The 24,182-nt window shown below is 42.5% G+C and carries 19 protein-coding genes and 1 tRNA gene; 8 read left to right on the top strand and 12 right to left on the bottom strand.

Annotation, left to right across the window (positions count from 1 at the left end; genetic code table 11):
• Window positions 1-314: 314 nt before the first annotated feature.
• Both C5469_RS15070 and C5469_RS15065 read right to left on the bottom strand, forming a co-directional pair.
• Window positions 315-1,247 carry an alpha/beta hydrolase family protein gene (locus tag C5469_RS15070; protein WP_166308244.1) on the bottom strand — a complete coding sequence of 311 codons (933 nt, stop codon included), beginning with the start codon at window positions 1,245-1,247 and terminating at the stop codon, window positions 315-317.
• 592 nt (window positions 1,248-1,839) lie between these two features.
• Window positions 1,840-1,934: transfer RNA gene (locus tag C5469_RS15065), tRNA-Sec, on the bottom strand.
• Window positions 1,935-2,171: 237 nt separating this feature from the next.
• Between C5469_RS15065 and prlC the strand changes: the two genes are divergently transcribed.
• Entirely contained in the window at window positions 2,172-4,214 is a 2,043-nt protein-coding gene (prlC, locus tag C5469_RS15060) for an oligopeptidase A (protein WP_166308241.1), read from the top strand.
• A 5-nt stretch (window positions 4,215-4,219) separates the two neighbouring features.
• Window positions 4,220-4,963 (top strand): 16S rRNA (guanine(1516)-N(2))-methyltransferase RsmJ, encoded by a 744-nt coding sequence (gene rsmJ, locus C5469_RS15055; RefSeq protein WP_166308238.1) that lies wholly within the window; start codon window positions 4,220-4,222, stop codon window positions 4,961-4,963.
• A gap of 35 nt (window positions 4,964-4,998) precedes the next feature.
• On the opposite strand, the gene gdhA is transcribed toward rsmJ, so the two are convergent.
• Both gdhA and uspA read right to left on the bottom strand, forming a co-directional pair.
• Window positions 4,999-6,342 (bottom strand): NADP-specific glutamate dehydrogenase, encoded by a 1,344-nt coding sequence (gdhA, locus tag C5469_RS15050; protein ID WP_166308236.1) that lies wholly within the window; start codon window positions 6,340-6,342, stop codon window positions 4,999-5,001.
• 259 nt (window positions 6,343-6,601) lie between these two features.
• Window positions 6,602-7,033 carry a universal stress protein UspA gene (uspA, locus tag C5469_RS15045; protein ID WP_054478764.1) on the bottom strand — a complete coding sequence of 144 codons (432 nt, stop codon included), beginning with the start codon at window positions 7,031-7,033 and terminating at the stop codon, window positions 6,602-6,604.
• An 879-nt stretch (window positions 7,034-7,912) separates the two neighbouring features.
• On the opposite strand from uspA, the gene C5469_RS15040 reads away from it, so the two are divergent.
• Window positions 7,913-8,341: a DUF4225 domain-containing protein gene (locus C5469_RS15040; protein WP_166308233.1), complete on the top strand. Its 429-nt coding sequence runs from the start codon at window positions 7,913-7,915 to the stop codon at window positions 8,339-8,341.
• Window positions 8,342-8,635: 294 nt separating this feature from the next.
• Here C5469_RS15040 and C5469_RS15035 read toward each other — a convergent pair whose 3' ends face one another.
• Window positions 8,636-8,899: a type VI secretion system tube protein Hcp gene (locus tag C5469_RS15035; RefSeq protein ID WP_339414505.1), complete on the bottom strand. Its 264-nt coding sequence runs from the start codon at window positions 8,897-8,899 to the stop codon at window positions 8,636-8,638.
• 421 nt (window positions 8,900-9,320) lie between these two features.
• Here C5469_RS15035 and uspB point away from each other — a divergent pair, with 421 nt between their 5' ends.
• A complete protein-coding gene (gene uspB, locus C5469_RS15030; protein ID WP_166308230.1) occupies window positions 9,321-9,656 on the top strand; it encodes a universal stress protein UspB in 336 nt (111 codons plus the stop codon).
• A gap of 53 nt (window positions 9,657-9,709) precedes the next feature.
• Here uspB and pitA read toward each other — a convergent pair whose 3' ends face one another.
• The gene (pitA, locus tag C5469_RS15025) at window positions 9,710-11,200 is read right to left on the bottom strand and encodes an inorganic phosphate transporter PitA (protein ID WP_166308227.1); all 1,491 of its coding nucleotides are present in this window, start codon (window positions 11,198-11,200) and stop codon (window positions 9,710-9,712) included.
• A gap of 300 nt (window positions 11,201-11,500) precedes the next feature.
• Between pitA and C5469_RS15020 the strand changes: the two genes are divergently transcribed.
• Window positions 11,501-12,685 carry an aminoacetone oxidase family FAD-binding enzyme gene (locus C5469_RS15020; protein WP_166308224.1) on the top strand — a complete coding sequence of 395 codons (1,185 nt, stop codon included), beginning with the start codon at window positions 11,501-11,503 and terminating at the stop codon, window positions 12,683-12,685.
• A gap of 221 nt (window positions 12,686-12,906) precedes the next feature.
• On the opposite strand, the gene C5469_RS15015 is transcribed toward C5469_RS15020, so the two are convergent.
• Entirely contained in the window at window positions 12,907-13,548 is a 642-nt protein-coding gene (locus C5469_RS15015) for an HD domain-containing protein (protein WP_166308221.1), read from the bottom strand.
• A 115-nt stretch (window positions 13,549-13,663) separates the two neighbouring features.
• Here C5469_RS15015 and C5469_RS15010 point away from each other — a divergent pair, with 115 nt between their 5' ends.
• Window positions 13,664-14,653: a GlxA family transcriptional regulator gene (locus tag C5469_RS15010; RefSeq protein ID WP_166308218.1), complete on the top strand. Its 990-nt coding sequence runs from the start codon at window positions 13,664-13,666 to the stop codon at window positions 14,651-14,653.
• Between the two features lie 232 nt (window positions 14,654-14,885).
• On the opposite strand, the gene C5469_RS15005 is transcribed toward C5469_RS15010, so the two are convergent.
• Window positions 14,886-15,359 carry a hypothetical protein gene (locus tag C5469_RS15005; protein WP_166308215.1) on the bottom strand — a complete coding sequence of 158 codons (474 nt, stop codon included), beginning with the start codon at window positions 15,357-15,359 and terminating at the stop codon, window positions 14,886-14,888.
• Window positions 15,359-15,844, bottom strand: a complete 486-nt coding sequence (locus C5469_RS15000) for a hypothetical protein (RefSeq protein ID WP_166308212.1) — start codon at window positions 15,842-15,844, stop codon at window positions 15,359-15,361. Before C5469_RS15000 ends, C5469_RS15005 begins: the two co-directional genes overlap by 1 nt.
• 809 nt (window positions 15,845-16,653) lie before the next feature.
• On the opposite strand from C5469_RS15000, the gene C5469_RS14995 reads away from it, so the two are divergent.
• Together C5469_RS14995 and C5469_RS14990 are read left to right on the top strand one after the other, a co-directional pair.
• Entirely contained in the window at window positions 16,654-17,526 is an 873-nt protein-coding gene (locus C5469_RS14995; protein ID WP_166308209.1) for an alpha/beta fold hydrolase, read from the top strand.
• 26 nt (window positions 17,527-17,552) lie between these two features.
• Window positions 17,553-19,064, top strand: a complete 1,512-nt coding sequence (locus C5469_RS14990) for a flavin-containing monooxygenase (RefSeq protein ID WP_166308385.1) — start codon at window positions 17,553-17,555, stop codon at window positions 19,062-19,064.
• Between the two features lie 99 nt (window positions 19,065-19,163).
• Here C5469_RS14990 and cynS read toward each other — a convergent pair whose 3' ends face one another.
• The 3 genes from cynS to C5469_RS14975 form a co-directional block, all read right to left on the bottom strand.
• Complete coding sequence (cynS, locus tag C5469_RS14985) at window positions 19,164-19,634, bottom strand: cyanase (protein ID WP_166308206.1); 471 nt, start codon at window positions 19,632-19,634, stop codon at window positions 19,164-19,166.
• Between the two features lie 351 nt (window positions 19,635-19,985).
• The gene (pulA, locus tag C5469_RS14980) at window positions 19,986-23,258 is read right to left on the bottom strand and encodes a pullulanase-type alpha-1,6-glucosidase (protein WP_166308203.1); all 3,273 of its coding nucleotides are present in this window, start codon (window positions 23,256-23,258) and stop codon (window positions 19,986-19,988) included.
• Between the two features lie 421 nt (window positions 23,259-23,679).
• Complete coding sequence (locus C5469_RS14975; RefSeq protein ID WP_166308200.1) at window positions 23,680-24,168, bottom strand: GlcG/HbpS family heme-binding protein; 489 nt, start codon at window positions 24,166-24,168, stop codon at window positions 23,680-23,682.
• Window positions 24,169-24,182: the final 14 nt, after the last annotated feature.

The following is a 24,182-nucleotide window of genomic DNA, read 5'->3' as shown; positions in this document are numbered from 1 at the left end:
GCAAAAACAACGAATAGTTCATAACATTTTAATATTATATTTTATGGAAATTACAAGCAGCATATTAATCATATGATAGTTCATAGGAAATAATATAATTACATCCCATTCCACAATGATAATAACAAAAATATAAAAATAAATTTCATGTAATTATCTAATTATTAAATATATCCTTCATCTTTCAAGTTGCTGCTTTGTTAGCTGTTTTCACTTACCCCAGTCACATAGTTCGCTACGCTCCTAGGGAGGCGTTCCTTGCCACCGCGCTGCATCTTGAAATCCATAGGGTATATCATGCAAATTACAGGCTCTTATCCAGAAGTTCTGGATAACCAATTCCTTATATCTTCAACAATAGGAGCAACTTGCAAAACACCTGCACTATTTTTAAATCCATGATTCAATCCCGAGTATTGGTAGAAAGTAATATTACTTTTCTTTAATTGCTCCTCCATTTTCATAGCTGCACTCACACTGACGGAGTTATCATTCAATGTTTGAATAATCAGAACCGGTCTTTTTGTCTGATTTAATACTTTATATTGATTAATACCTAATGCAACTTTCCACCAATTAGTTCCATGATTACTCATTTCCAGCTTACCCGTATTATTGTTGTTATGTATTCTTTGCTGGAATTCTCTGAATCCTTTAATCGCCTGATCAATATGTTCTGGTGGAACTTCACTCTTCATACTGTGAATAACATCATCAGCTAAATACCGACTGCCGCCATTCAGTGAGATTGTTCTATCAATATAGTTAACTTGCGATGTAATTAAATTGGCAACCGTTGCCCCTTCACTGCCACCCAATATAATGATTTTTTTATATTTATTTTGATTCTTCAGATAACCAATGATCTGAATATAATCCTTAACCCGCTGTTCTGGCGTATCTGATTCTATATAAGCCTTAGGACAATCTGAACGCTCACCGGCATCAGACCAGGGAAGTGATGCATTAATACCATATTTCTCCACGGTTAACACATCTGTATCTGGATAAATATCATTGAATGTCTCATTTACAAACTTATTATTAGCTATACTATTACAATCAGAACCTTGTATCAGCACCAATAGGTTTTTACCTTCTCTTTGCTTAAGATAGTAAGTTATTTCACTACCATCATGACGGAAAAACTGTTTATGTGTATTCGAGTAAACGAAACCTATATAACATGTAAAAATCAGAATTGACGTCAGAATCTTCTGTCGTAAATTAAAACAATATGCTTTCATTAACATCTCCTTTAGCCGACATATTTAAAGACCACAAATTGGCAATATTGTTCCTGTCAGGAAGGTTTTTAAGATTCGAAAGCAAGGTTTAGCATCTTCTTACCCTAATCAATAACGATAATCATTACAATGCTAATTCCCTGGGAGATAGGGAATGAAAGCAACTTTATCAATAAAAATCACATTATCGAATAACTATATTAACGTTGATTATCAATTTCTACTTTCTTGACTGATATAGCTTATCATTGCCATTAAATTATAATCCAAGGAGCAATTTGTCTCGTGAATAGGAATTCTATGATAGGATTTTCCAATTTTTTCAGAAACAAAGGGTTGTGATATATACTTATTCTTTCTTCATTTGGATGGTTCATTGAAATGAAAAATTTTTCAATATCCCCAAATATACTTATTGACAACCATAGCTATAAAAAAGGAGGTGTTCCCTCCTTAATCAGGGAAGAATAAATGTTAAAATATTCAAACCAATTAGTTGCCTGCTACCGACATCTTCGCCAATTCCGGATTCATAGGATCAAAAATTGCCAGCGGCAATTCAACCTTCCGGCCTAGAAAGTAGATTAATAATTGGCGGAAGATCACAGGAGTCGAACCTGCCAGAGACCGCTGGCGGCCTCATCTGGATTTGAAGTCCAGCCGCCCCACCGGGGACGATGATCTTCCTTATAAATACCAAATAATTATGAAAAGAAGCCAATCATAGCGCAGATTATCTGGCTTCTGAATCCGTTTGCTGAAATCATTCTCAATTTGCTAAAAAGCATTAAATTTTATTGTTCATAAACTCAACATTCGCGTTGAGTTTGTCGAATTTTACCTACATCTTATTAGCCGATACCCATTACGATACAAGGTTGTTCCGCTCAGCAATGTATCCAAAACATAAACAGGACGCTTTATATGACTAATCCGTTACTCGTTCCATCAGGTTTACCAAAATTTTCTTCTATTAAACCAGAACATGTTGTTCCCGCTGTAAAAGAAGTGATTGCCAATTATCGCCAAACCGTCGAAAAAATATTGGCCGAGAATACCGTTTTTACCTGGGATAATCTGTGTCAACCATTGGCCGAAGCCGGTGATAAGCAGTCCCGTGCATGGTCACCCGTCAATCATCTCAATTCGGTTAAAAACAGCCCAGAATTACGCACCGTCTATGAAGAAAGTTTGCCATTACTGTCCGAATTCAGTACCTGGTTAGGTCAACACAAGGGGCTGTATCAAGCGTATACGTCATTACGTGAGAGTGCTGAATTTGAGAAACTCTCTCAACCTCAACGCAAAGCGGTCGAAAATTCACTGCGTGATTTTAAACTATCAGGTATTGGTCTGCCTGAAGAAAAACAGAAACGCTATGGCGAGATTAGTGCTCGTTTGTCGGATTTAAGTTCGCAATTCAACAATAATGTGCTTGATGCCACTATGGGCTGGACCAAATTAATTACTGACGTGAAAGATCTGTCTGGTCTGCCCGAAAGCGCGATTGCCGCCGCTAAAGCCCAGGCAGAAGCCAAAGGACAAAAAGGCTGGCTACTGACTTTAGAAGCACCAAGTTACCAGCCGGTTATCACCTATGCAGATAACCGCGAACTGCGTCGGGAAATTTATTACGCCTACAATACCCGCGCATCCGATCAGGGGCCAAATGCAGGTAAATGGGATAACAGCGAAGTGATCGCCGAGATCCTTGCACTGCGTCACGAACAAGCTCAATTGCTTGGTTTCAAAAATTATGCTGAACAATCCCTTGCGACCAAAATGGCAAAAACGCCTAAGGAAGTATTGGATTTTCTGAATGATTTGACAAAACGTGCTCATCCACAAGGCGAAGAAGAGGTAGATGAATTAAAAGGTTTTGCTAAATGGCATCATTGTGCCCACAAGCTGGAAGCTTGGGATATGACTTATTATGGCGAGAAACAAAAACAGTATGAGTTCTCTATCAATGATGAGCAGTTACGTCCTTATTTCCCTGAACAAAAGGCTGTTGAAGGGCTATTCGAGGTTGTTCGTCGTATCTATGGTATTACTGCCAAAGAGCGCCATGATGTAGAAACCTGGCACCCAGATGTTCGTTTCTTTGATCTGTACGATGACACAAATGAGTTGCGCGGTAGCTTCTATATGGATCTATACGCACGTGAGAATAAACGTGGTGGCGCCTGGATGGATGAGTGCATCAGCAGAATGCGTCGTTCCAACGGCGAACTGCAAAAGCCTGTCGCTTATCTGAACTGTAACTTCAACAGACCTGTTGGCGATAAACCCGCGCTGTTCACTCACAGTGAAGTCAACACGCTGTTCCACGAGTTTGGTCACTGTCTACATCATATGTTGACCCTGATTGAAACTGCCGGCGTTTCCGGTATTGGTGGTGTACCGTGGGATGCGGTAGAAATGCCAAGCCAGTTCATGGAGAACTGGTGTTGGGAACCAGAAGCACTGGCATTTATCTCTGGTCACTACGAAACTCAAGAACCTCTACCACAATCCATGTTGGATAACCTTTTAGCAGCGAAAAACTATCAAGCCGCTATGCGGATCTTGCGTCAGCTTGAGTTTGGTCAGTTCGATTTCCGTCTACATGTTGAGTATGATCCAAAGAAAGGTGCTCAAACCATGAAGACCTTAAAGGAAGTGAAGAAATTGGTCTCCGTAGTGCCTTCACCTGAATGGGGCCGTTTCCCTCACTCATTCACCCACGTCTTTTCCGGTGGTTATGCCGCTGGCTACTACAGTTATCTATGGGCTGATGTGTTGGCAGCCGATGCTTACTCCCGTTTTGAGGAAGAAGGCATTTTTAACCGCGCAACCGGGCAATCTTTCCTTGATAACATTCTGTCCCGTGGTGGTTCTGAAGATCCAATGGAACTGTTCAAACGTTTCCGTGGCCGTGAACCAAAACTGGATGCAATGCTACGTAGTTCCGGTATTAAAGGATAATCAGGGTGGGTATCTGTTTAATCTGTGAACAAGGCGCTGATAACAGCGCCTTATCTCAACTGGCAGAACGCTGGGATCTAGTACATGACGAAAGCGCAGTTATGGCATTGGTTCTTACCCCTCAATACCTCGAACTCCGTAAACTGGATGAGCCAAAACTGGGTGGTATCTATGTGGATTTTGTATCAGGTACCATGGCACATCGTCGCCGCTTTGGTGGCGGACGCGGCGAAGCAGTCGCTAAGGCCATCGGGATCAAAAAAGATTATCTACCAACAGTCGTAGATGCTACCGCAGGTCTGGGGAGAGATGCCTTTGTACTGGCATCATTGGGTTGCCATGTAAGGATGCTGGAACGCCATCCTGTAGTCGCGGCATTGCTGGATGATGGGTTGCAACGCGGTTATCAAGATGAGGAAATTGGTGGCTGGTTGCAAGAACGCATGACACTGCTTCACACTTCAAGCATTACAGCGCTGGCCGATATTACACCACAGCCTGATGTCGTTTATCTCGATCCTATGTATCCACACAAGCAAAAAAGTGCATTGGTGAAAAAAGAGATGCGAGTGTTTCAGTCTCTGGTTGGCGCTGATGAAGATGCTGATAATTTGTTGTCCCCCGCTCGCGCTTTAGCAAAACGTCGCGTAGTAGTAAAACGGCCTGATTATGCAGAACCCTTAGCTGGAGTAGTTGCATCAGCAGCTATCACCACGAAAAATCACCGTTTTGATATTTATCCTTGCTGAAAAGTCAGCCGCATATTGCGGCTGATATCTTCAATTCACAAAATGCCCTGGGCAAGCATGGCATCGGCAACTTTTACAAATCCAGCAACATTCGCCCCCTGAACATAATTGGTCTGTTTGCTCTCGCCACCATACTCAACACAGGCGTGATGGATATCCAGCATGATGTGATGCAAACGTGCATCCACTTTCTCAGCCTTCCAGCCTAAACGTGCTGCGTTTTGTGCCATTTCCAAGCCAGACGTTGCCACGCCACCCGCGTTAGCGGCTTTGCCTGGTGCAAACAACACACCCGCTTCAATAAAGGCTTCAGTCGCTGAAATGGTTGCAGGCATATTCGCACCTTCAGCTACAGCTTTAACACCATTCTTGATAAGCACTTTAGCCGCATCCAGATCCAACTCATTCTGAGTGGCACATGGCAAAGCGATATCAACTGGCACAGACCAAGGTTGTAATCCCTTTAAGAAAGTCAGTCCCCGTTCTTTGGCATACTCTTCCACACGGCCATAGTGTTGGTTTTTAATCTCTTCAAGATGAGCCAATTTCTCCAGCGTGAAACCCTCCTCATCAACCACTGTACCGCCGGAATCAGAAGCAGTAACCACTTTCGCACCCAATGCCATGCATTTTTCGATCGTATATTGCGCAACATTGCCTGCACCGGAAACCGATACACGCATACCTTCAAAGCCCATACCATGGCGTTTCAACATGGCATTGGTGAAATAAACCAGACCATAACCTGTTGCTTCCGGGCGAATCAAACTACCGCCAAAAGAGAGACCTTTGCCAGTGAATACACAAGCCGTATTATTAGAGAGCTTTTTCATCATCCCTGACATAAAGGCCACTTCACGGCCACCCACACCAATATCACCAGCGGGGACATCGGTATCTGGTCCCAGATGGCGGTACAATTCCGTCATTAGCGCCTGGCAAAATCGCATCACTTCGCCCTGACTTTTTCCTTTAGGATCAAAATCTGAACCCCCTTTCCCCCCACCCATTGGTAAGGTTGTCAGTGCATTTTTCAATGTTTGTTCAAAGCCAAGGAATTTCAGAATAGAGAGGTTCACCGATGGATGAAAACGCATACCACCTTTATATGGACCAATGGCCGAATTGAACTGTACCCGCCATGCACGGTTTACCTGAACCTTACCCTGATCATCTACCCAACAAACCCGGAACTGAATAACCCGTTCCGGTTCTACCATACGTTCCAGTAAGCTTTGTTCACGGTATTTTGGGTTTTGTTCAAGAAACGGCCAAAGTGAGGTGAAAACTTCCCGGACAGCCTGGAGATATTCGGGTTGATACTCATCCCTGCGTTGAATTGATCCAAGAAATGAAGACAAAGATAGTAAACAGCTCATTTAACCCTTCCTTTTTTTACTTCGGTTGTGATGTCTCCCCACCATTTTCTGATAATTATTTTTGTCGAAAATGTGAGGTAAGTTGTGTTTGCTCTTTGAATATATCACTGTTCTATATTCATCTTTCAAGAAGTTTTTTTACAGAATGGTAAAAAAAATTTCTTGATTGCACAGGGAACAAACCAAACTACACCACATTTCATCAAAAAAAACGCCTGCATAAGCAGGCGTTTTAATCGAATAGTTTTTCAATTTGTGGTTATTCATCATCACGCAGAGGAACGATCAACATATCAACATGAACAGTGTTAATTAACTGACGAGCAGAAGACATCAGTTTGCTCCAGAAATCCTGATGATGACCACAAACAACCAGATCTATGTCATATTTTTTAATTGCATCAACCAATACCTGCCCCAGATCACCGCTACCACTCAAAGTTTCCTGAATGTCATAATCCGACTCTGTGGAAAGCTCTTTCAACGCATTGCGGGTCTCATCAGTAATACGTTGCTGCATATCACCGAGATTAACGTCAATCAAACCGGTGTAGAGATCGGAATAGTTAACATCAACATGGATCAAGGAAACTTTGGCATTGTACGGTTTTGCCATGGAAACAGCTTTTTGCACCAACACCTGACTTTCCGGGGATAAATCAACCGCAACAAGAATATGTTTGTAAGCCATAAGCGAACTCCTTTCATAATGCTAGTTAATGAGTTGGCAAAGCAAATCGCCACTATGCTATGTTTATTACTGTTTAGAATGTCCTTAAGGCGTTGTTTCGATTACAACTCATCGTATTTAGCTATCGAGCAAAGAACATTCACCAAACAAACAACATATACCACAATGACTATTCCTGCCACTTGATGAATAACAAAATCAAACTCTGGTTTTATGGTCTTTCTTGTCCAATCCATGTTTTTCAATGCTCAAATCGAGTTTTTACGTAGACCCCCAATAATCTGAGGTAGGTATTACTGATACGGCCCGCAAACAGAAACAAGACATCTCCAATTAATCTGTGTTCATTCATTCTAGTACTACAGCCGTACTTACTTTTTTCAACAGAAAAGACACTCATAGAAAAGCTTAATTCATGCGGTTTCTCAGAGTTGTGAGCATCAAGGAAAATGCAACTTTCTGGTATCTACGGCTGTAGTACTAGATTACCCAATGGCCCTTCCGGGAGGGGGATGAAACGTACAGACGTCTGCATCAGACTTTATGCTGCTAAAAATACATTTGAATCCCAGTAACAATGACAAGCGAAGAATTAATAGAATATTTGTTGATTATCGTTAATCCTAATTCACTGTAATGAAATGTAGGTTCATTTTCAGATAATTCCGGCTTATCAGATTTGGATTGCAGATCACTATAATCTGGAAATAGACTTGTTCAATTTGTTTATTTTTATTAATGTAGATAACGATACATGACGATATTTTAAAGAAGAGGATTATGATGGATGTTTTAGATGAATTCTACGGAAGAAATCCGTGAGCCAGAGGATACTTTGATGATGCCACTCAAAAAGAAAGGCAGCTTATGAAGATCCAAATGGATAAACAAAATGAACTGATTATAGTTATGAATAGTGTTGCTAATAAATTTATAAAATGGAGCCTGGCTAAAGATCATTTCATCAATGAAGTTATCGCCTACTCTCAAGATATTACAGCAAAAATAAACACAGGGGAACTTTCAATACTTGAGGCAATAGACTTATTAGAAGAGGAAATAAAATCCTTAAAAGAACAAGATAGAATGATTTCGCAAAAAAATGTAAGGCAAGCGATTGTTGTACAAAAAGAGGTTATAGATAGCCCTAGAAATAGCAAAAGACGTGAATTTGATAAATTAATTATTGCAGGTGTTGGTTTCATTTCAGGGGGGCTTCAAATAGTTGGCGGGTTAACTGTTACGAGACTTTCACGTTCTGGCTATGGAGGATTATTATTAGCTCATGGATATATGAGGAGTAATTAATGGGGTTTCTTTATATATTATTATCTTTGATAATACTAAGACCTACATATGTTTTCATAAAAAAGCTTTTAATATCAGACAATATCTATTGTCATCTTTATGCTATAATATTACCATTATCTCTATCTGCTTTTCATCTTTATGTTTTTCATTTCGATTTTATTCCTTTACTAAATATAGACACAACAAATGATGATTTTCTACATTATGCTTCATTTGTTCTTGCATATTCATGTTGTATCCCATATATCATTGCTCGTCGTAAACACAATACATGAATTATAAATAAGATAATTATCTAAGCACTGGTTCCTGCAATATGATGGGTCCACGTGATACTCTTGTATCGTAAAGAGAGAGTTTCCTGTGGCTCAGAACCTGTATGCGTTTATTATGTGGATGAGTAGCTGTTAAATCGGAGATAGTGGCATCAACCACTTTTATGGTGTAATACAACTCTTGAGCACCTGATTGATTTGTTCTATAACACTCAAAAATAGCATCAAGTACTTCGTTATCTGAAATGGCTAACCCTAAAAGTGGAGATGATTTATCAATAGGTTTTTTTATTACGATAAGGTGATGGCTGACATTCTGTTCTCTGCTTATCGAATGAGATCAGTGGCAGAGGTTTATCTGGTACACAAAAAATCCTTATTTCCCACTACATTGAACTACTCAGTGGTTACAACAACTCAGATAATGGAATTTATGATTAATTTCATTATATAAGCCGTACTTATTATCAAAATATCATCACATTAAAGGATTAACGTTCCTGACTATTACCATCTGGTATCGGCAACAATCACCACAACTTGACCGCCATTTTATGGCTTTGTCCAAATTTAAGCCACACAAAAGGGGTTTTTTGTACTATCTGACTATCTTTCCTACAATAAATATAAGGCATCACCGCCTGCAATTTTGATTTTTTCCTTTTGTGACAGCTCTGGCTAACCATTCTAAGGAGGGGATTATGTTCAGTACAATTGCGCTGTTTTGGGCGCTGTGTCTTGTCTGCATTATGAATATGATGCGCTACTTCTCTTCGCTGCGGGCATTGCTGTCTATTCTTCGCCAGTCCGATCCCTTGCTTTACCAATCAGTAGACGGTAACGGTTTTTTTACTACTCATGGGCAGCTTAATAAGCAGATTCGGTTAGTACGCTATATCAATTCACAACGTTACCTTGACCATCATGATCCAGAAGTGGTTCTTCGCTGTGAAAGGCTGAGGAAGCAATTTATTTTGACAAGTGCGCTGAGTGGGTTAGTTGTTGTTTGCCTGATTTCTATGTTGATTTGGTATTAAAACAAAAGGCGGTATAGTTAACCTATACCGCCTTTCAATTATCCGTTGAACAATTAAATCAATTTCAAAGCGAACCAGTAGAGAGTACCGGACAGCGCGATTGAAACTGGCAATGTCAGTATCCAGGCCAACATGATGTTCTTGATTGTTTTACCCTGAACACCACCACCATCAACCAACATCGTACCTGCAACCGCAGAAGACAACACCTGTGTAGTAGAGACCGGCATCCCGGTATAACTCGCAACACCGATTGAAACAGCCGCAGTCATCTGAGCTGAAACACCCTGCGCGTAGGTCATGCCTTTTTTACCAATCTTCTCACCGATAGTCACCGCAACACGTTTCCAGCCAACCAAAGTGCCCAGAGACAGAGCCAGTGCTACCGCAATGATGATCCAGACCGGTGCATACTCAACAGTATGCAATAAGTCTTTACGCAGTTTATTCAGGAAACGAGCATCTTCACCACTGGTTTCCGGCAGTTTAGCCACAGATTCCGCCGTATCAGCAATACACATCAACATACGGCGCATATTGTTACGCTGTTCAGAGTTCAGTTCACTGTAACTCTGAATGCCCTTCAATATGCTTTCTGTATGATTAAGAACAACCACGGCACGGGTGCTATCACAATGGAATCTCCCTTCCGGTTCATTCTTAACAACAGTTACCGATGGCGTCAGTTTAATGGCATGAGATAACGCTGTGCCATGCTGCTGATAATATTGCTGCAGGTGAGTAACAGCATCGTAAGTACGGGCAATATCATAACCATTAGCATTCATGTTTACGACAAATCCCGCCGGAGCGACACCAATCAACACCAACATAATCAAACCAATGCCTTTCTGACCATCATTCGCCCCATGTGAGAAGCTTACTCCTACCGCAGACAGAATTAGCGCAGTGCGCGTCCAGAAAGGTGGCTTACGTTTACCATCTTTCTTTTCGCGTTCAGCGGGCGTCAGATGAATACGTTTGCGTTTCTTGGTTCCACTCCAATAATGACGCAGCAGAAATACCATTGCCCCAGCGATAATCAATCCAATTAAAGGAGAGAGGATCAGCGACAGGAAAATCTGTATCATCTTCGGCACATTCAACGCATCAACCACAGAAGAACTGGTCACAATGGCATTGGTCAAACCAATACCAATGATGGAACCAATCAGGGTATGAGAGCTAGAAGCAGGTAAACCGAAATACCAAGTACCAAGGTTCCAAACAATCGCAGCCAGCAACATGGAAAACACCATGGCGAGACCATGAGCAGAACTGACATTGAGAAGAAGATCGGTAGGGAGTAAATGTACAATCGCGTAGGCGACACTTAATCCACCAAGAAGAACACCGAAAAAGTTAAATACCCCAGCCATGACGACAGCAAACTGTGCTCGCATAGCACGGGTATAAATAACTGTTGCTACCGCGTTCGCGGTATCATGAAAGCCATTAATGGCTTCATAAAACAGCACAAACAGCAGTGCCAGTACTAACATGAGGCTGGTGTGAAAATCCAGGCCAGTAAAAAGATGTAGCATAAACGTTAAGCCAGTTAGTTGGACATGAACGCGGCGCATTATCAGTGACAAATGCTAGCGGGGAAAGTGAAATATGAACTTTTTTTGATTTTATGACAATCAGACAACAGCAAGAAACAGGAATATCCTTTACATATCATATCGTTATATATATTTTGAAAAATATACAATTTTAAGACAAAAAATAAGTTTACCTGACAAATTCAGGTCATATGGAGCTTTTTCTCCGTAAATTTATCAAAAATGCAACATGTTAGGGGAAATTCCCCACTAAATTATTCAGTTATAAAGAGAAAAATAGTGGAAAGATTTGATGCAATTATTATTGGCGCCGGAGCAGCTGGTCTGTTTTGCGCAGCTCAGGCCGGGCAACTCGGTTTACGAGTGCTGGTTCTGGACAATGGCAAAAAAGCCGGACGTAAAATTTTGATGTCCGGTGGTGGACGTTGTAACTTCACTAATATGTATACAGAACCATCGGCTTATCTTTCTACTAATCCTCATTTTTGTAAGTCTGCACTAGCCCGCTATACACAATGGGATTTTATCGAACTGGTTCAACGTCATGGTATTGCTTACCACGAAAAAACCTTGGGGCAGCTTTTTTGTGATGATTCAGCCCAACAGATAGTTGATATGTTGCTAAAAGAGTGTGAAGCCGGTCAGGTCACTATCCGTCTGCGCTGCGAAGTCAGCCACGTAGAAAAAAAGGAGCAGGGTTTCGTTATCACCGTTAATGGAAAAGAAGTAAGTACCCGCTCACTTGTCATTGCTTCCGGTGGATTATCTATGCCAGGTCTTGGCGCAACCCCTTTTGGTTATCAGATTGCAGAGCAGTTTGGTCTAAAAATCTTACCAACCCGCGCCGCTCTCGTCCCTTTTACTCTGCATAAGCCACTACTAGAACAACTTCATACGCTTTCTGGTGTATCCGTTCCCGCTATTGTCACCGCAGAAAGTGGCACTCAGTTCAAAGAAAATATCCTGTTTACCCACCGGGGACTTTCTGGCCCGGCAATTTTACAAATTTCCAGTTATTGGCAGCCCGGAGAGTTTGTGAGTATTAACTTACTTCCAAATATTGATTTGGAAACTTTTCTAGAACAAGAACGAAGTTCTCACCCAAATCAAAGCGTAAAAAATTCTCTGGCAAAATTATTACCGAAGCGATTGACGGAATGTCTGCAAACGCTCGGCCAGCTGCCGGATATCTCGCTTAAACAACTTAACTCAGCTCAGCAAAGGCAGTTAGTAACCAGCCTTCAATCATGGCAAGTGCAACCCAACAGCACTGAAGGCTATCGCACCGCCGAAGTGACAATGGGCGGCATTGATACTCACCAGCTTTCATCTAAAACGATGGAGGCTAATCAAGTAAAAGGACTCTATTTTATTGGTGAAGTGGTAGACGTCACCGGCTGGCTTGGTGGCTACAATTTCCAATGGGCATGGAGTTCCGCCTGGGCATGTGCGCAGGCGTTGTGACAATCTCGATACTTGTTTAGGGAGCTGCCATGCCAGATGAAAGGCTTTATCCTTCTGGCCGAATTTCGTCTGGATCAGCCCTATCTTTTACAGGAAGTGGTCACAACTCGTTTAAAAGCATCGACCTATCTGTTTTTCAGGCAGATCTTCCCTGTGCCTGCTCCTGTAGCCTCAAAACGGCTAACCTGCACTTGAATAGCAGGTTAGCCACAGCAAGGTACTCAGTTTTTCCAGCGGGAATTGCGGATCACGTGGCAGATATTGAGGGGAACAAGTCCGGGCTCTTTATCCTGTATGACATCCGTATTGAAATTACCTGATATTATCTGGGATTTGTCCTTGATACCGTCATAAAAAGCCTGAATGATATCTTCCTTGAAGTGGTCAGTGCGTGTGTGTTGCTGTACAACAGCACTGCGCTCACTGTCGCTGAACGCTTCGTAATTGATACCTAACACATCCATTTCAACGCCAGCGGTGACGAGCGCAATTTCGGGCGCCATAAACTCCGGAATGCCCGGCGTAGTATGCAAGGCAATCGCCGTCCAGACTTTATCAATATCGACCTGAGCGATTCCGTATCCTTGCAGGAAATGTTTCGCCGCATTCGCTCCGTCAACCTCAAATCGTTTATCACAGCTACAGTGCTCATGTGTCAGGCCGATGTCATGAAACATACATCCGACATAGAGCAGTTCATGGTCCACGTTAAGCCCAAGACGCTGACCAGCCAGCGCACCCCAGTAGTAAACACGACTCGAATGATGAAAAAGCAGGTCAGATTCCGTATCGCGGATGAACATAGTTGCGTCACGAGTTATTTGGGTATCAGGAATACTCACGCTATTAACTGAAAAACTCATATTCTGTCTCCGGTTGATTAAATGAAGGGTGAGCATAAAACATATGACATCCGTCCTGAATTAACTTATAACGACGATTCAGGACACTAAGACTAAATAAGACTTCTACAGAGTAATGATTCACAACATCACCATACTGGCTGTGCCTGACGTTCAGCTGCTCGATGTCTCAGGCCCCTTAGACGTGTTCGCTGAAGCGAACCGCATATTGCATCGGCAAGTCTATTCCCTGAGCGTGATGTCGACCGGTTCAGACATCATCACTTCCTCTTCGGGCGTTAGGCTGATGGCCGATGTGATTTTGAACCATACCGCCAGCCACTCGGCAGACACGTTTCTTGTGGCTGGCGCGCCTAATGCGTACAACCATACCCTTTCAGAACAGGAGCGAACTGCTATCATCGAAATATGTCATCGTAGTCAGCGTTACGGCTCCATCTGTACTGGTGCCCTGCTGTTGGCACAGACCGGACTGCTGAAACAGCGTCGGGTGACAACCCACTGGGCATGTGCCGAACTGCTCGCGAGGCGTTTTCCCGAAATCACGGTTGAACCGGACATGTTCTATGTGGCTGATGGACCGCTGAGAACGGCTGCGGGGGTGACATCCGGGCTGGATCTGGCGCTCCGGTTGATTGAAGAGGATCTGGGCCGCGAGCTCGCTATGGAGGTGGCAGCAAGTCTCGTCATGTTTTTCAAGCGGCCAGTCTGTCAGGGACACTTTATCCGCAGGAGTCAGTTGTCCCTATCCGGGAGAGCTGCTTTTCAGGATTTGCAACGCTGGGCACAGGCCAACCTTCAGGACATAAGTGGCCTACAAGACATGGCCACACACATGAACCTGAGCATCAGGCATCTGGGACGCCTGTTCCGCCAAGAACTTAACATGAAGGCAGGAGTATGGCTGGAGAATGCACGTGTTGAAAAAGCGCGAACGTTACTTGAGGAAGGCAGTCTCCCACTCAAGGCAATACCAGGAGCTTGCGGATACAGAAGCAGTGATGTGATGCGCCGGGCCTTTGTTAAAAATACGGGCATGACCCCCTCTGTTTACAGAAAAATATTCATACAGACACAGCAGACCGGTACAAATAAAGAAAGCTGAGGGCCAGACATGGGACCCTGAGCCGGAATCGCGGAAAATAATGCAGCTTAAATTGCTCCGTCTATTTGTCGGTTACTAACGTTCTTTACACGTCAGTCAAAATTTTGGCATGTCTATCTGGGCTTAAAGGCACAACTGTAACGAAAAGCTAGAGTAGCTAGAATAATTGGAGGAACAAATTTAGCTTCTCTAGGAGTCAACACAAGTGAACGCGACATCCAATCAGATCTTATCACCCAAACCACTTCTCCACTTTTATCGAAAAAGCATGCATGATTGAAATAACGGTTGCACACAAACTGGGTAGTAACATCGTAATAAAACCAAGAATAGTTCCGTTGTTTGCAGCCGAATGATGCTCAGCCATCCCGCCCATAGCCATTTGCATGAAAACAGAGTTCGTCAGGTAGGCATAAACCAAACCACAAATCCCTGTAACCAGCAGAAAACTTATGAACGTGGCGACCACCGATCCCGTTATCTGAGGTAATCTTCCCCTGATTGAATGGATGGCGAGAACGGTCAAGCAACCCGGAGCAAAACCCCATCCTAATATATACCAAATAGCCATTAACCCTTTTAGTGAGACATTGTGTGTCAATTCCAGAATATCAGTGCGCCACAACATAAGATTCAGACATGCAGCCAGCACAGCCAGAAATACGGAAATGGCAAAACTGTTAGGTAAACTCGATTTTGTATTCACTAAAACACCTTCAGATAAGCGAGAAATCTTGCACCTTTTGCAGAATTAAGCAGATAGCTACCCAGAATGCCGGCCAAAAGTGCAGCAGTGTATCCTTTGATCAGGAACAGCAACGGCATTTCTATTGAGCCCCAATAATTCAGACCAACGTTGTGGTCCAATCCCCAACAAAGAGTCTGGCAAACACTAAACAGCAAAGCACTACTCACTGCGGTCATGATATAAGCACTTGTGCTTCCAGGGGTAAGACGAAATGAAACCAGATAGGTCAGCCCCCCAACAGCAGCGCCCATCCCGATACCACATAGACCAAGAGCCCATACGAGACGCCATACCAAGGGGCCATTAGCGGGAAATAAAATAAAGCCCATCAAAAGAAAGCCAAACTCTGCGATAAATCCCAAAGCAATAAACAGTTTAATTGTGCGTATAGCACGTTTTTCACCTTCTGCTATCGCATATTCATTCACGGCTTGAGTAGACATTTTTCATCTCCTGAACAAGTGTGTTAAACATTTCATGATGTCATTCAGTTTTATCTGAAACAGATTATATGCTCTGAATTGTATAAACCGGACCGAGCACTCTGGCAAAATGCGGTCAGATTGAGGAAAACACGGTACAGTACTTTCTTACCTGATTTTACTTACCTGATTCTAATTACTTGCCTTACTTAATTATGTGAATTATTAACCAATAAAGTAAAAACAATAAGAAAATTAAATTATTCAACAAAAAAATAAATCAAACAGGAAAAATAAAGACTATATTCAATGTAATTACTATGGTATGAAGATGAAAACCTGTCAATGCAAAACAAGTAATTTAGAGAAAAGTTAAATATATAAAACCTTTAATATATTGATAATTTATCCGTTTAACTAGACAGAAGCACCACATTAAATGGCCGGTCGATACCCCTTGTTCCTTTAACTAACTTAACAAACGATATGAATCATAATTTTTCCATATTTATTAGCAGGTTAATATTTTATTTTCAATTTTAAATTACCTATAAAATACAATATACCCAATAGATTTCAAATTGCAGCGCGGCGGTAAGTGAACGCAGCCAACAAAGCAGCAACTTGAAAAATGAAGGATATAAACAAGTCCTAATATTGGACTTTATAATAATAATGAAAATATTCAATCACGATACTATTTTAATTTTATAGTTTGACAATAACTCTAGCATTAGTTATTAATTTAATTAAGCAATGATAAGGAAATTACTTAATCATTTATATTTAGTTTCCTCATAACCCATATTTATCAAGAGTGTTTAACTACTATGAATAGATCCGAACAAGAATTCAATGCCAATGAAAGTGTTATAAAAGTAGATGGAAAGGATGTAAAGTTTTTCACCTCTAAACCCTTGGGGCTTAAGGATAATGACAAAAAAAATCCTGTGGTCTTGGTGCATGGTACTGGCGGAAGTACACAAATACATTTCAGTTCTCTGTTTCAATTACTTGCTACAGAACACCGGGTTATATCACTGGATTTTACTCAACCAGTAAACGCAGACGAAATGCTGACTCTTGAACATCTTGGAAAGCAGGTCGAAGCTGTTATTGAAACAGCAGCCCCAGGAGAGTCTGTCACCCTGATAGGTTACTCTTTAGGCGCTGCCGTTGCTGCGGCTGTTGCTGCTAAACGTCCGGATCTGATTCGTAATTTAGTTCTGATCGCAGGATGGATGAAATCAGATTTACAGCTAAAACGATTTGCTGCCGTCTGGCATCAGTTATATGAAATCCAGTCACCCGCTATTACAGACTTTATGATGTATTGTGCGTTCAGAGGTCCCTGTCATGTGAACATGCTTCCAGACCAACTGGCAAACGGATTTGAAAATATCAATCCGGGGGAATTTGATGCATTGCAAATAACTCTTGATTCCCAAGTTGATATCACCCAACTTGTTCCTGCCATAAAAGCCACGACTCTGATTATTGGTTGCAAATATGATCACATCGTTCCTACCTACCATAGCAAAGCACTTTTTGGCGCAATTCAGGATGCACGTTATACAGAGATAGAATGTGGACACGCAGTCATTTATGAACGCCCTTTCCAGTTAGTGCAGGTTATTGATCAGTTCTGTACGGCCCCTTCGTTTTATCCTGCCGGAACCATTATCCCTACAGATCAGCCATAATCTCTCTTACCCTCTGGAGAACTATGATGAATAAAAGTACACCAGACCATAATCAACAAACAGATATATCGCAGGCCACTGATGTAGAAATTATTATCATCGGCGCAGGCTTTGCTGGCCTTGGTATGGGAACCCGGCTTAAGCGCAGATCTCAGCACAGTTTTCTTATTCTCGAACGTGCCGATGATGTCGGAGGCACCTGGCGCGATAATACTTACCCCGGCATAGCCTGTGATATACCCTCACATCTCTATTCTTTCTCATTTCGTCCCAACCCTGACTGGTCCCACGTTTTTTCACCAGGACATGAAATACGTGCCTATCTTCAAGCTACAGCCAAAGATGAAGGGTTATTGCCTCATATCCGTTTGGGCGCCAACGTTAAAAAAGCTTACTGGGATAACCAAGAAGAACGCTGGATAGTTGTCACAACCACAGGGGTTTTCAGTGGTCGATTTTTAGTAGCAGGCACAGGGCATTTGACAGATGAAAATATTCCACAGATTAAAGGACTGAATAGCTTTACTGGGGAAGTTTTCCATTCAGCCCGCTGGAAACATCACATCCCTCTTCAAGGTAAACGCGTAGGTATCATTGGCTCGGGTGCTTCAGCAGCACAAGTAATTCCTGAAGTGGCTAACAATGTCTCTGAACTCGTTATTTTCCAGCGCAGCGCCCCCTACGTCCTGCCACGTCCTGACCGATGTTATTCAGAGGCTGAAAAGCAATTGTTCCGACGCGATCCAGAGTCTATTCCTGCTCTTCGTTCAGATATATTCTGGCACTTTGAGTCGTTATATCCAGTTTGCCGTTCTATTCCGCAATATTTGGCAGAATTAAAACGTATAGCTTTCAATCATCTTAAACAGCAAATCTCCGATCCAGAATTACGCACAAAACTCACCCCTAATTATGAACCTGGTTGTAAAAGAATCCTGTCCGCAAATAATTATTATCCAGCCTTTCTCCGAGATAACGTTCAACTCGAAACATCAGCCTTAAAGCAAGTTGATGGACAAAATGCAATCTCAGTGTCTGGCAACAGTTATCCACTTGATGTACTTATCTTTTGTACTGGTTTTCAAGCCACCCAGCCGCCTTATACCCATCTGGTTCATGGTCGTGATGGCCTTAGCCTCACAGATCACTGGACCCAAGGTATGGAAGCTTTTGCATCAACCGCAGTTACAGGTTTCCCAAACCTGTTTATTATCAACGGGCCAAATGCGACGCTTACCCATAACTCAATTATCTACATAATTGAATCTCAAATAGAATACATTCTTGGTGCTATTGAATACAGCAGGCAAAATAGCAACTATGTCCTTGAAGTTTCTCCCGAAGCTCAGGAGCGTTATGTCACTGAATTACAAAATCAGATTAAAGATACGGTATGGGTTAGCGGTAACTGTACAAGCTGGTACCTTGATCCCCGAAATAAGCGTCTGACACTGGTATGGCCGGATTTTGCTCATACGTTCAGGAAACGCAATAGCAATTTTGATCCTGCTCCCTATATACATCACATTACAACATAATCAATAAACGCCAAAAGCAATGAGCGCGGATATTCATTCTTGAAACGGCAAAGGACTTTTCCTTCGAACTTAGCCCTTTGCCAATATTAATTAATCGCTTTAGAACGGTTTGGTCGGTAAATATTTCCCATCTAGTGTAATTACAGCCCGAGAGCCGCCATTAGGGTCATCGACCTTTTTGATATCAAGTTTGAAATCAATCGCACTGATAATACCATCACCAAACTTCTCATGGACCAACGCCTTCAGCGTTGAACCATAAACTTGCACCATTTCATAGAATCGGTAAATAGTCGGATCAGTCGGTATACCACCGGGGATACTGCCACGCACAGGGATAGTTTGCAGCAAGCGGAGAGCATCTTCGTCAAGTTCAAGTCGCTCAACCACAATCTTCGCAGCGTTTTCAGGTAATGGGTGCTGGCCAAGCAGTGCAGCAGTGACGAATGCGAGACTTAGGCCAGTTCCTTGGGCAATATCCTCAAACGTCAAATTCTTGCGTGTCTTGGCGTCGATGATAGCATCGGTAAGGATCTGGCGGGGAGTTTGGGAATATTGTGATTGTGTCATGATGATTCCTTTAGATTGATGAATTATTCAAGTACCGCGGTAAAACACGGATTGCGTTGCAGAAATAGGCAGATAGCCCATAAATAAAGTCAGGCCGTCTGGAATATTGCTCAAAGCCAGCTTTATATTGGCAATTCGAACAATTGCGTTCTTACACATCATCAAATCAAATTGAATGAACTTTTCTATTATGTCAAAGATCAGATCGTTATTATTTGTATAATACTTTCCGATAGTGACTAGTTAGCAGGCAAGGCCCTGTGCATTTCCCAACCAAATATTGATATCCATCGAAAATTCCCTCAATAATAGGCGGTCCGAATAACCGCCCAGCTTTAAGAAATTTCCGCATTATTTGCTACGGACTGGCAAACCTATGCCACGAACGCCATCTTGCGGTAGAACCAGCACCGCTACTGACCAAGACGGCAACGTGACAGAACCATCTTCAGCTATTCTGATACCCGCCGCCAGAGAAGCATTACCCAGTTCACTCTGAATATCATTCAACTTCAATCCTCTGACGTTAAGATCTCTCACCGTGGCAGGCTGCGACGCAGCATTAATCATCACCACCAAACCGTCAAACCGCAAATCACGGTCATCATTGGTGGCATTACCATCATCTATCGTCATCACCAGCAGTCCAAGTTGCTGATGCGGCCCAACGTTACGGAAATCAACACGTTGTTTAACCGATGCACCATCACCGAGCGTCATCAATGGTGAAAACTGACGCAGGCGTAGCAGTTCCTGATAAAAAGCCGTCATCTGCAACAATTCAGTCTGGCCGGGTTTATCTACCACATTTTTCACTTTTTCAATCAATGCGTAATTTTCGCCATCAACACGCTGATCCGGCATACCAACATCATAGTTATTATCCTGGTAGGTGTAGCTAACACGATTAAACCAATCACCGGAATTATAGGAATCACGGGAAAAAGACTTTGAGCGCAGTAACTCCGATCCATGTTGAGCAAAAGCCAGCCCCTGTCCAAGGAATGTCGTGGCGAGAGATATTGCCTGCATACGAACTCGTGTCGCCAAATCTGCCTCACGCGCCGCTTTGTAGCTGATAATGTCCCACAACGTTTGGTTATCATGCTTAGAGACATAATTGATCACCTCAATCGGATCAGCGGCATAACCGGCTATAGCGCCTTTGTAGTTAATGTCTCTACCCGTTTTTACCGCTCCATCTTTATTAATTATCACAAAATCAGCCAAGTTGCCCGCCATACCAAGACGTACCAAATCCGCCAGATGACGCACCTCATTAGCATCGAACCACGCCATTTCGTTAGGTAACGTTCCAGCGCCGTTGCCTACTCCCTGATTAATGCGAATGCTATCAGCGGAATCAAACGGCCCGCCACCCTGTACCGCATCTCGTAGCCGATCAGAAAAAGTACCAACCCCCGTGCCTTTAAGATTAATCTGTGAAGCAATCTCGAAACGGTCTCCCTGCCCTGAGTTCCAACCTTCACCAAAAAAATAGACCGATGGGTTAATCGCACGTACTTTTGCCAGCGCCGATAAAATCTGAGCCTTCGGATGATAGCCCATTAAGTCAAATCGAAATGCGTCGATTTTATAGTCCTTAACCCAAGTTACCAACGAGTCTTCAATGAGCTTAGCGAACATACGGTGTTCTGGCGCTGTATCGTGACAACAAGTGTTGGATTCAACGTTACCGCTAATTTCATTCAGACGATGATAATACCAAGGGACTACCTTATCCAACACGGAAGATCTGTCTGTTGGACCCGCGGCATTGGTGTGGTTGTACGCTACATCCATGATCACATTCATTCCCAGCTGTTGCTTGATAGCTTGAACCATTGCGCGAAACTCTTTTATGCGTACTGAACCTTCAGCATTAGTGGCATAAGAACCTTCCGGTACCGAGTAATGGAACGGATCGTAGCCCCAGTTATAGGAGTCGGTTTCTGCAATCATTGCATTCAGTTCTTGTACCTGCGGGTTATTAGCGCTGTCACCACTCTTCAGCTCCTGCAACACTTCGCCCACAGTCTGTAAACCATCACAGTAAGCAGCAAAACGGCTGCTCCTCACCACTGCATTGACCTGACACAAACGACTAAATGGGTGATTAAGATCAGCCACTTGGTTGCTAAATTCATTAATGGAAGCCACATCAAATACAGGTAATAGCTCCATATGAGTAACTCCTGCCTGACTCAGCGCCTTGAGATGTTTGAACATATCGCTGTTATTCGCTGTCAGAGCCAGGTATTTACCACGCCAGGCTTCCGGTACCGTGCTATCTGCAATGGAGAGATCACGAACATGAGATTCGTATATAGTCATACGAGCAATATCCGCCGGTGTACTTTGCGAACGCGGCATGATCAAGCTATCCCAGTTCTGTGGTTTCAACGCCTCGTCATCCAGATTAACGACTTGACTGTATTCCGAATTGGTAGACAAACTGTGGGAATAGGGATCGGTAACTTCATAATGCTCCACGTTGCGAGAACGTGGATGGTACACCGTTAGAACGTAGCGGTAGTAAGCCCCGATCAAATCTTTATCGCCTTGCCATGACCAAGAGCCACTAGCAGCATCTCGGTTCATTGCGTAGTTAGCAATTACCTGTTTATCTGTATCGTAGATAACCAACTTTACCTGTTGAGCCGTCGGAGCCCATAAGCGAAAAGTAACACCTGATCCGCTGACCAATGCACCATATTCGAGTGTATCGGCAGCATTAGCAAAACGATCGTCTAATACGCCAGCCGTTTGTACTTGAGTAGCCGATAATAGTAAGCCCTCTTGGTTGGTCGCCAACGCCACCAAATCGCCGGTAAGTAACGTATCAACATCCGCGCCCGCTGGCAGGTGGAATGCTGTCAACTTCGCCAAATGAGGGAACCGATCTGCCGTCTTCTGGCTTAGAGTTGTTGGTGTTAACGTCAGATAGCCATCAGTGAAGTGTCCGTCATCATTAGCGCCAACCTTGCCGTTCTGGTTATGATATAAACGAACATAAGGCTTATCTGCTCCGCCCGACCATAATAGAGTCTGGTTATCGATCCAATGTGCCGAAGCTTGAGAAACGCCAAACACGGAATTAAAAGCTTCCGCACGACTGCCATAGATTTGATGATTGCCTGGTATCACAGAAACGGTACGGTTACTAAAATCGGAGAAGGAAATTTTCAGATCACTGTCGATCAATTTATTGTTGTTACCATCACGCACAATAACATTGATACAACCCTCGTTCTTAGTTAAAAGCACTACCCAGTAAGGCCCATAACTATCGCTACCTGTAGGAGTTGCACTGATATCATTCCAGCTCAACGAGGGAGAATCTAAGGCGTCGCAGCTTTTATCGTTCCATAGATAAAGTGTGTTAGTGCTGTAGTCATGATTTGTTGTTGGACTTTGACCTAATTTAGCAATGTCCACCAAGTGGATCACTGCCTGAAAATTGCCAGCAATAGCAGCTTCACTAGGTACTTTATTAGGAATATACGCCATCGGCTCCTCCAGGGATTTGGGTAAAGAACTATTGTTATCACAGCTTGCCAGTAGTAAAACAAATGTACTGCTTAATAGGGCTAGGTAAGCCTTTTTCCAAAAATGCTCCACCATAATCAGACCTTTTTAATAGAAATAAATCATCGACGATACTATTGTTAATAAAATTAAAATGAAATATTAAATAATGTCTCAGACAGATCAACATCCTCCTACACCTAATATAAAGAGGGAGGAGAACGCAGGGGGAGCTGCTTTTTCGTGACATTGCTCACGATAATAATGTAATTATCTCTTATTACATAAGACTGATGTGAATTTATATATATTACTCCATATATTATATGTTCTGGTAAATCACGGTTATTATCAACCAACCTTCCATTATAATAGGTAATATCAAACGAGTATATAAATACTGTTTCGCACCTAACATTAATAGAGAATGCCTTACGACATTCTCTATTAAATTTATCCAGAATAATGCTTAAATATTTTAATCATATACAAGAGATAATCAATTCAGATTGCATCGTTAAAACTCTGATGAAACCTTTTGAATTGCATCAAAAGCACATTGTTGATCTAAGGAACCACTTGGTGCGCCACCAATACCAATAGCACCAATCACTTCATCATCAGATTTAACCGGAACACCACCAGCTAACAGTAGAAAACCGGGAATATCCCCTAAATATTGAGCGCCAAGATTTGATTGTGCAGTTTTCATTACGTCCTCTGACGTTCTCTGGGTAGATAACGCAGTATAAGCTTTCATTTTACTCGCCTCAACAGTATGCAACCCGGCTTTATCCATACGCTGAACCGCTTTTAAAACCCCGCTTTTATCAACAACAGAAACCGTCACGTGATAATTATTCGATTTACAGGATTGAATTGCCTCAGCAGCTAATTTATTTGCCACCTCAAGGGTAATATTACGCTCGGTAATTGTTGATGTAGCAAAAGCTGTTTGTGCGAATAAACCCGTTGCTAAAATAGTGTAAAAAAGAGAATGTTTCATAGGTAAACCTCATT

Source organism: Photorhabdus cinerea, from assembly GCF_011189575.1.
GTDB lineage: Bacteria > Pseudomonadota > Gammaproteobacteria > Enterobacterales > Enterobacteriaceae > Photorhabdus > Photorhabdus cinerea.
The sequence above is the reverse complement of the archived record's forward strand: the minus strand, read 5'-3'. Positions and strand labels throughout refer to the sequence as shown.

Excerpts from the sequence above, each read along its gene's own strand:
- C5469_RS15010 (WP_166308218.1), top strand. The coding sequence starts at position 13,664 with ATGATTCACAACATCACCATACTGGCTGTGCCTGACGTTCAGCTGCTC.
- pulA (WP_166308203.1), bottom strand. The coding sequence starts at position 23,258 with ATGGTGGAGCATTTTTGGAAAAAGGCTTACCTAGCCCTATTAAGCAGT.
- uspA (WP_054478764.1), bottom strand. The coding sequence starts at position 7,033 with ATGGCTTACAAACATATTCTTGTTGCGGTTGATTTATCCCCGGAAAGT.
- cynS (WP_166308206.1), bottom strand. The coding sequence starts at position 19,634 with ATGACACAATCACAATATTCCCAAACTCCCCGCCAGATCCTTACCGAT.
- C5469_RS15000 (WP_166308212.1), bottom strand. The coding sequence starts at position 15,844 with ATGTCTACTCAAGCCGTGAATGAATATGCGATAGCAGAAGGTGAAAAA.
- uspB (WP_166308230.1), top strand. The coding sequence starts at position 9,321 with ATGTTCAGTACAATTGCGCTGTTTTGGGCGCTGTGTCTTGTCTGCATT.
- C5469_RS14975 (WP_166308200.1), bottom strand. The coding sequence starts at position 24,168 with ATGAAACATTCTCTTTTTTACACTATTTTAGCAACGGGTTTATTCGCA.
- C5469_RS15070 (WP_166308244.1), bottom strand. The coding sequence starts at position 1,247 with ATGAAAGCATATTGTTTTAATTTACGACAGAAGATTCTGACGTCAATT.
- prlC (WP_166308241.1), top strand. The coding sequence starts at position 2,172 with ATGACTAATCCGTTACTCGTTCCATCAGGTTTACCAAAATTTTCTTCT.
- C5469_RS15015 (WP_166308221.1), bottom strand. The coding sequence starts at position 13,548 with ATGAGTTTTTCAGTTAATAGCGTGAGTATTCCTGATACCCAAATAACT.
- pitA (WP_166308227.1), bottom strand. The coding sequence starts at position 11,200 with ATGCTACATCTTTTTACTGGCCTGGATTTTCACACCAGCCTCATGTTA.
- gdhA (WP_166308236.1), bottom strand. The coding sequence starts at position 6,342 with ATGAGCTGTTTACTATCTTTGTCTTCATTTCTTGGATCAATTCAACGC.
- C5469_RS14995 (WP_166308209.1), top strand. The coding sequence starts at position 16,654 with ATGAATAGATCCGAACAAGAATTCAATGCCAATGAAAGTGTTATAAAA.
- C5469_RS14990 (WP_166308385.1), top strand. The coding sequence starts at position 17,553 with ATGAATAAAAGTACACCAGACCATAATCAACAAACAGATATATCGCAG.
- C5469_RS15040 (WP_166308233.1), top strand. The coding sequence starts at position 7,913 with ATGGATAAACAAAATGAACTGATTATAGTTATGAATAGTGTTGCTAAT.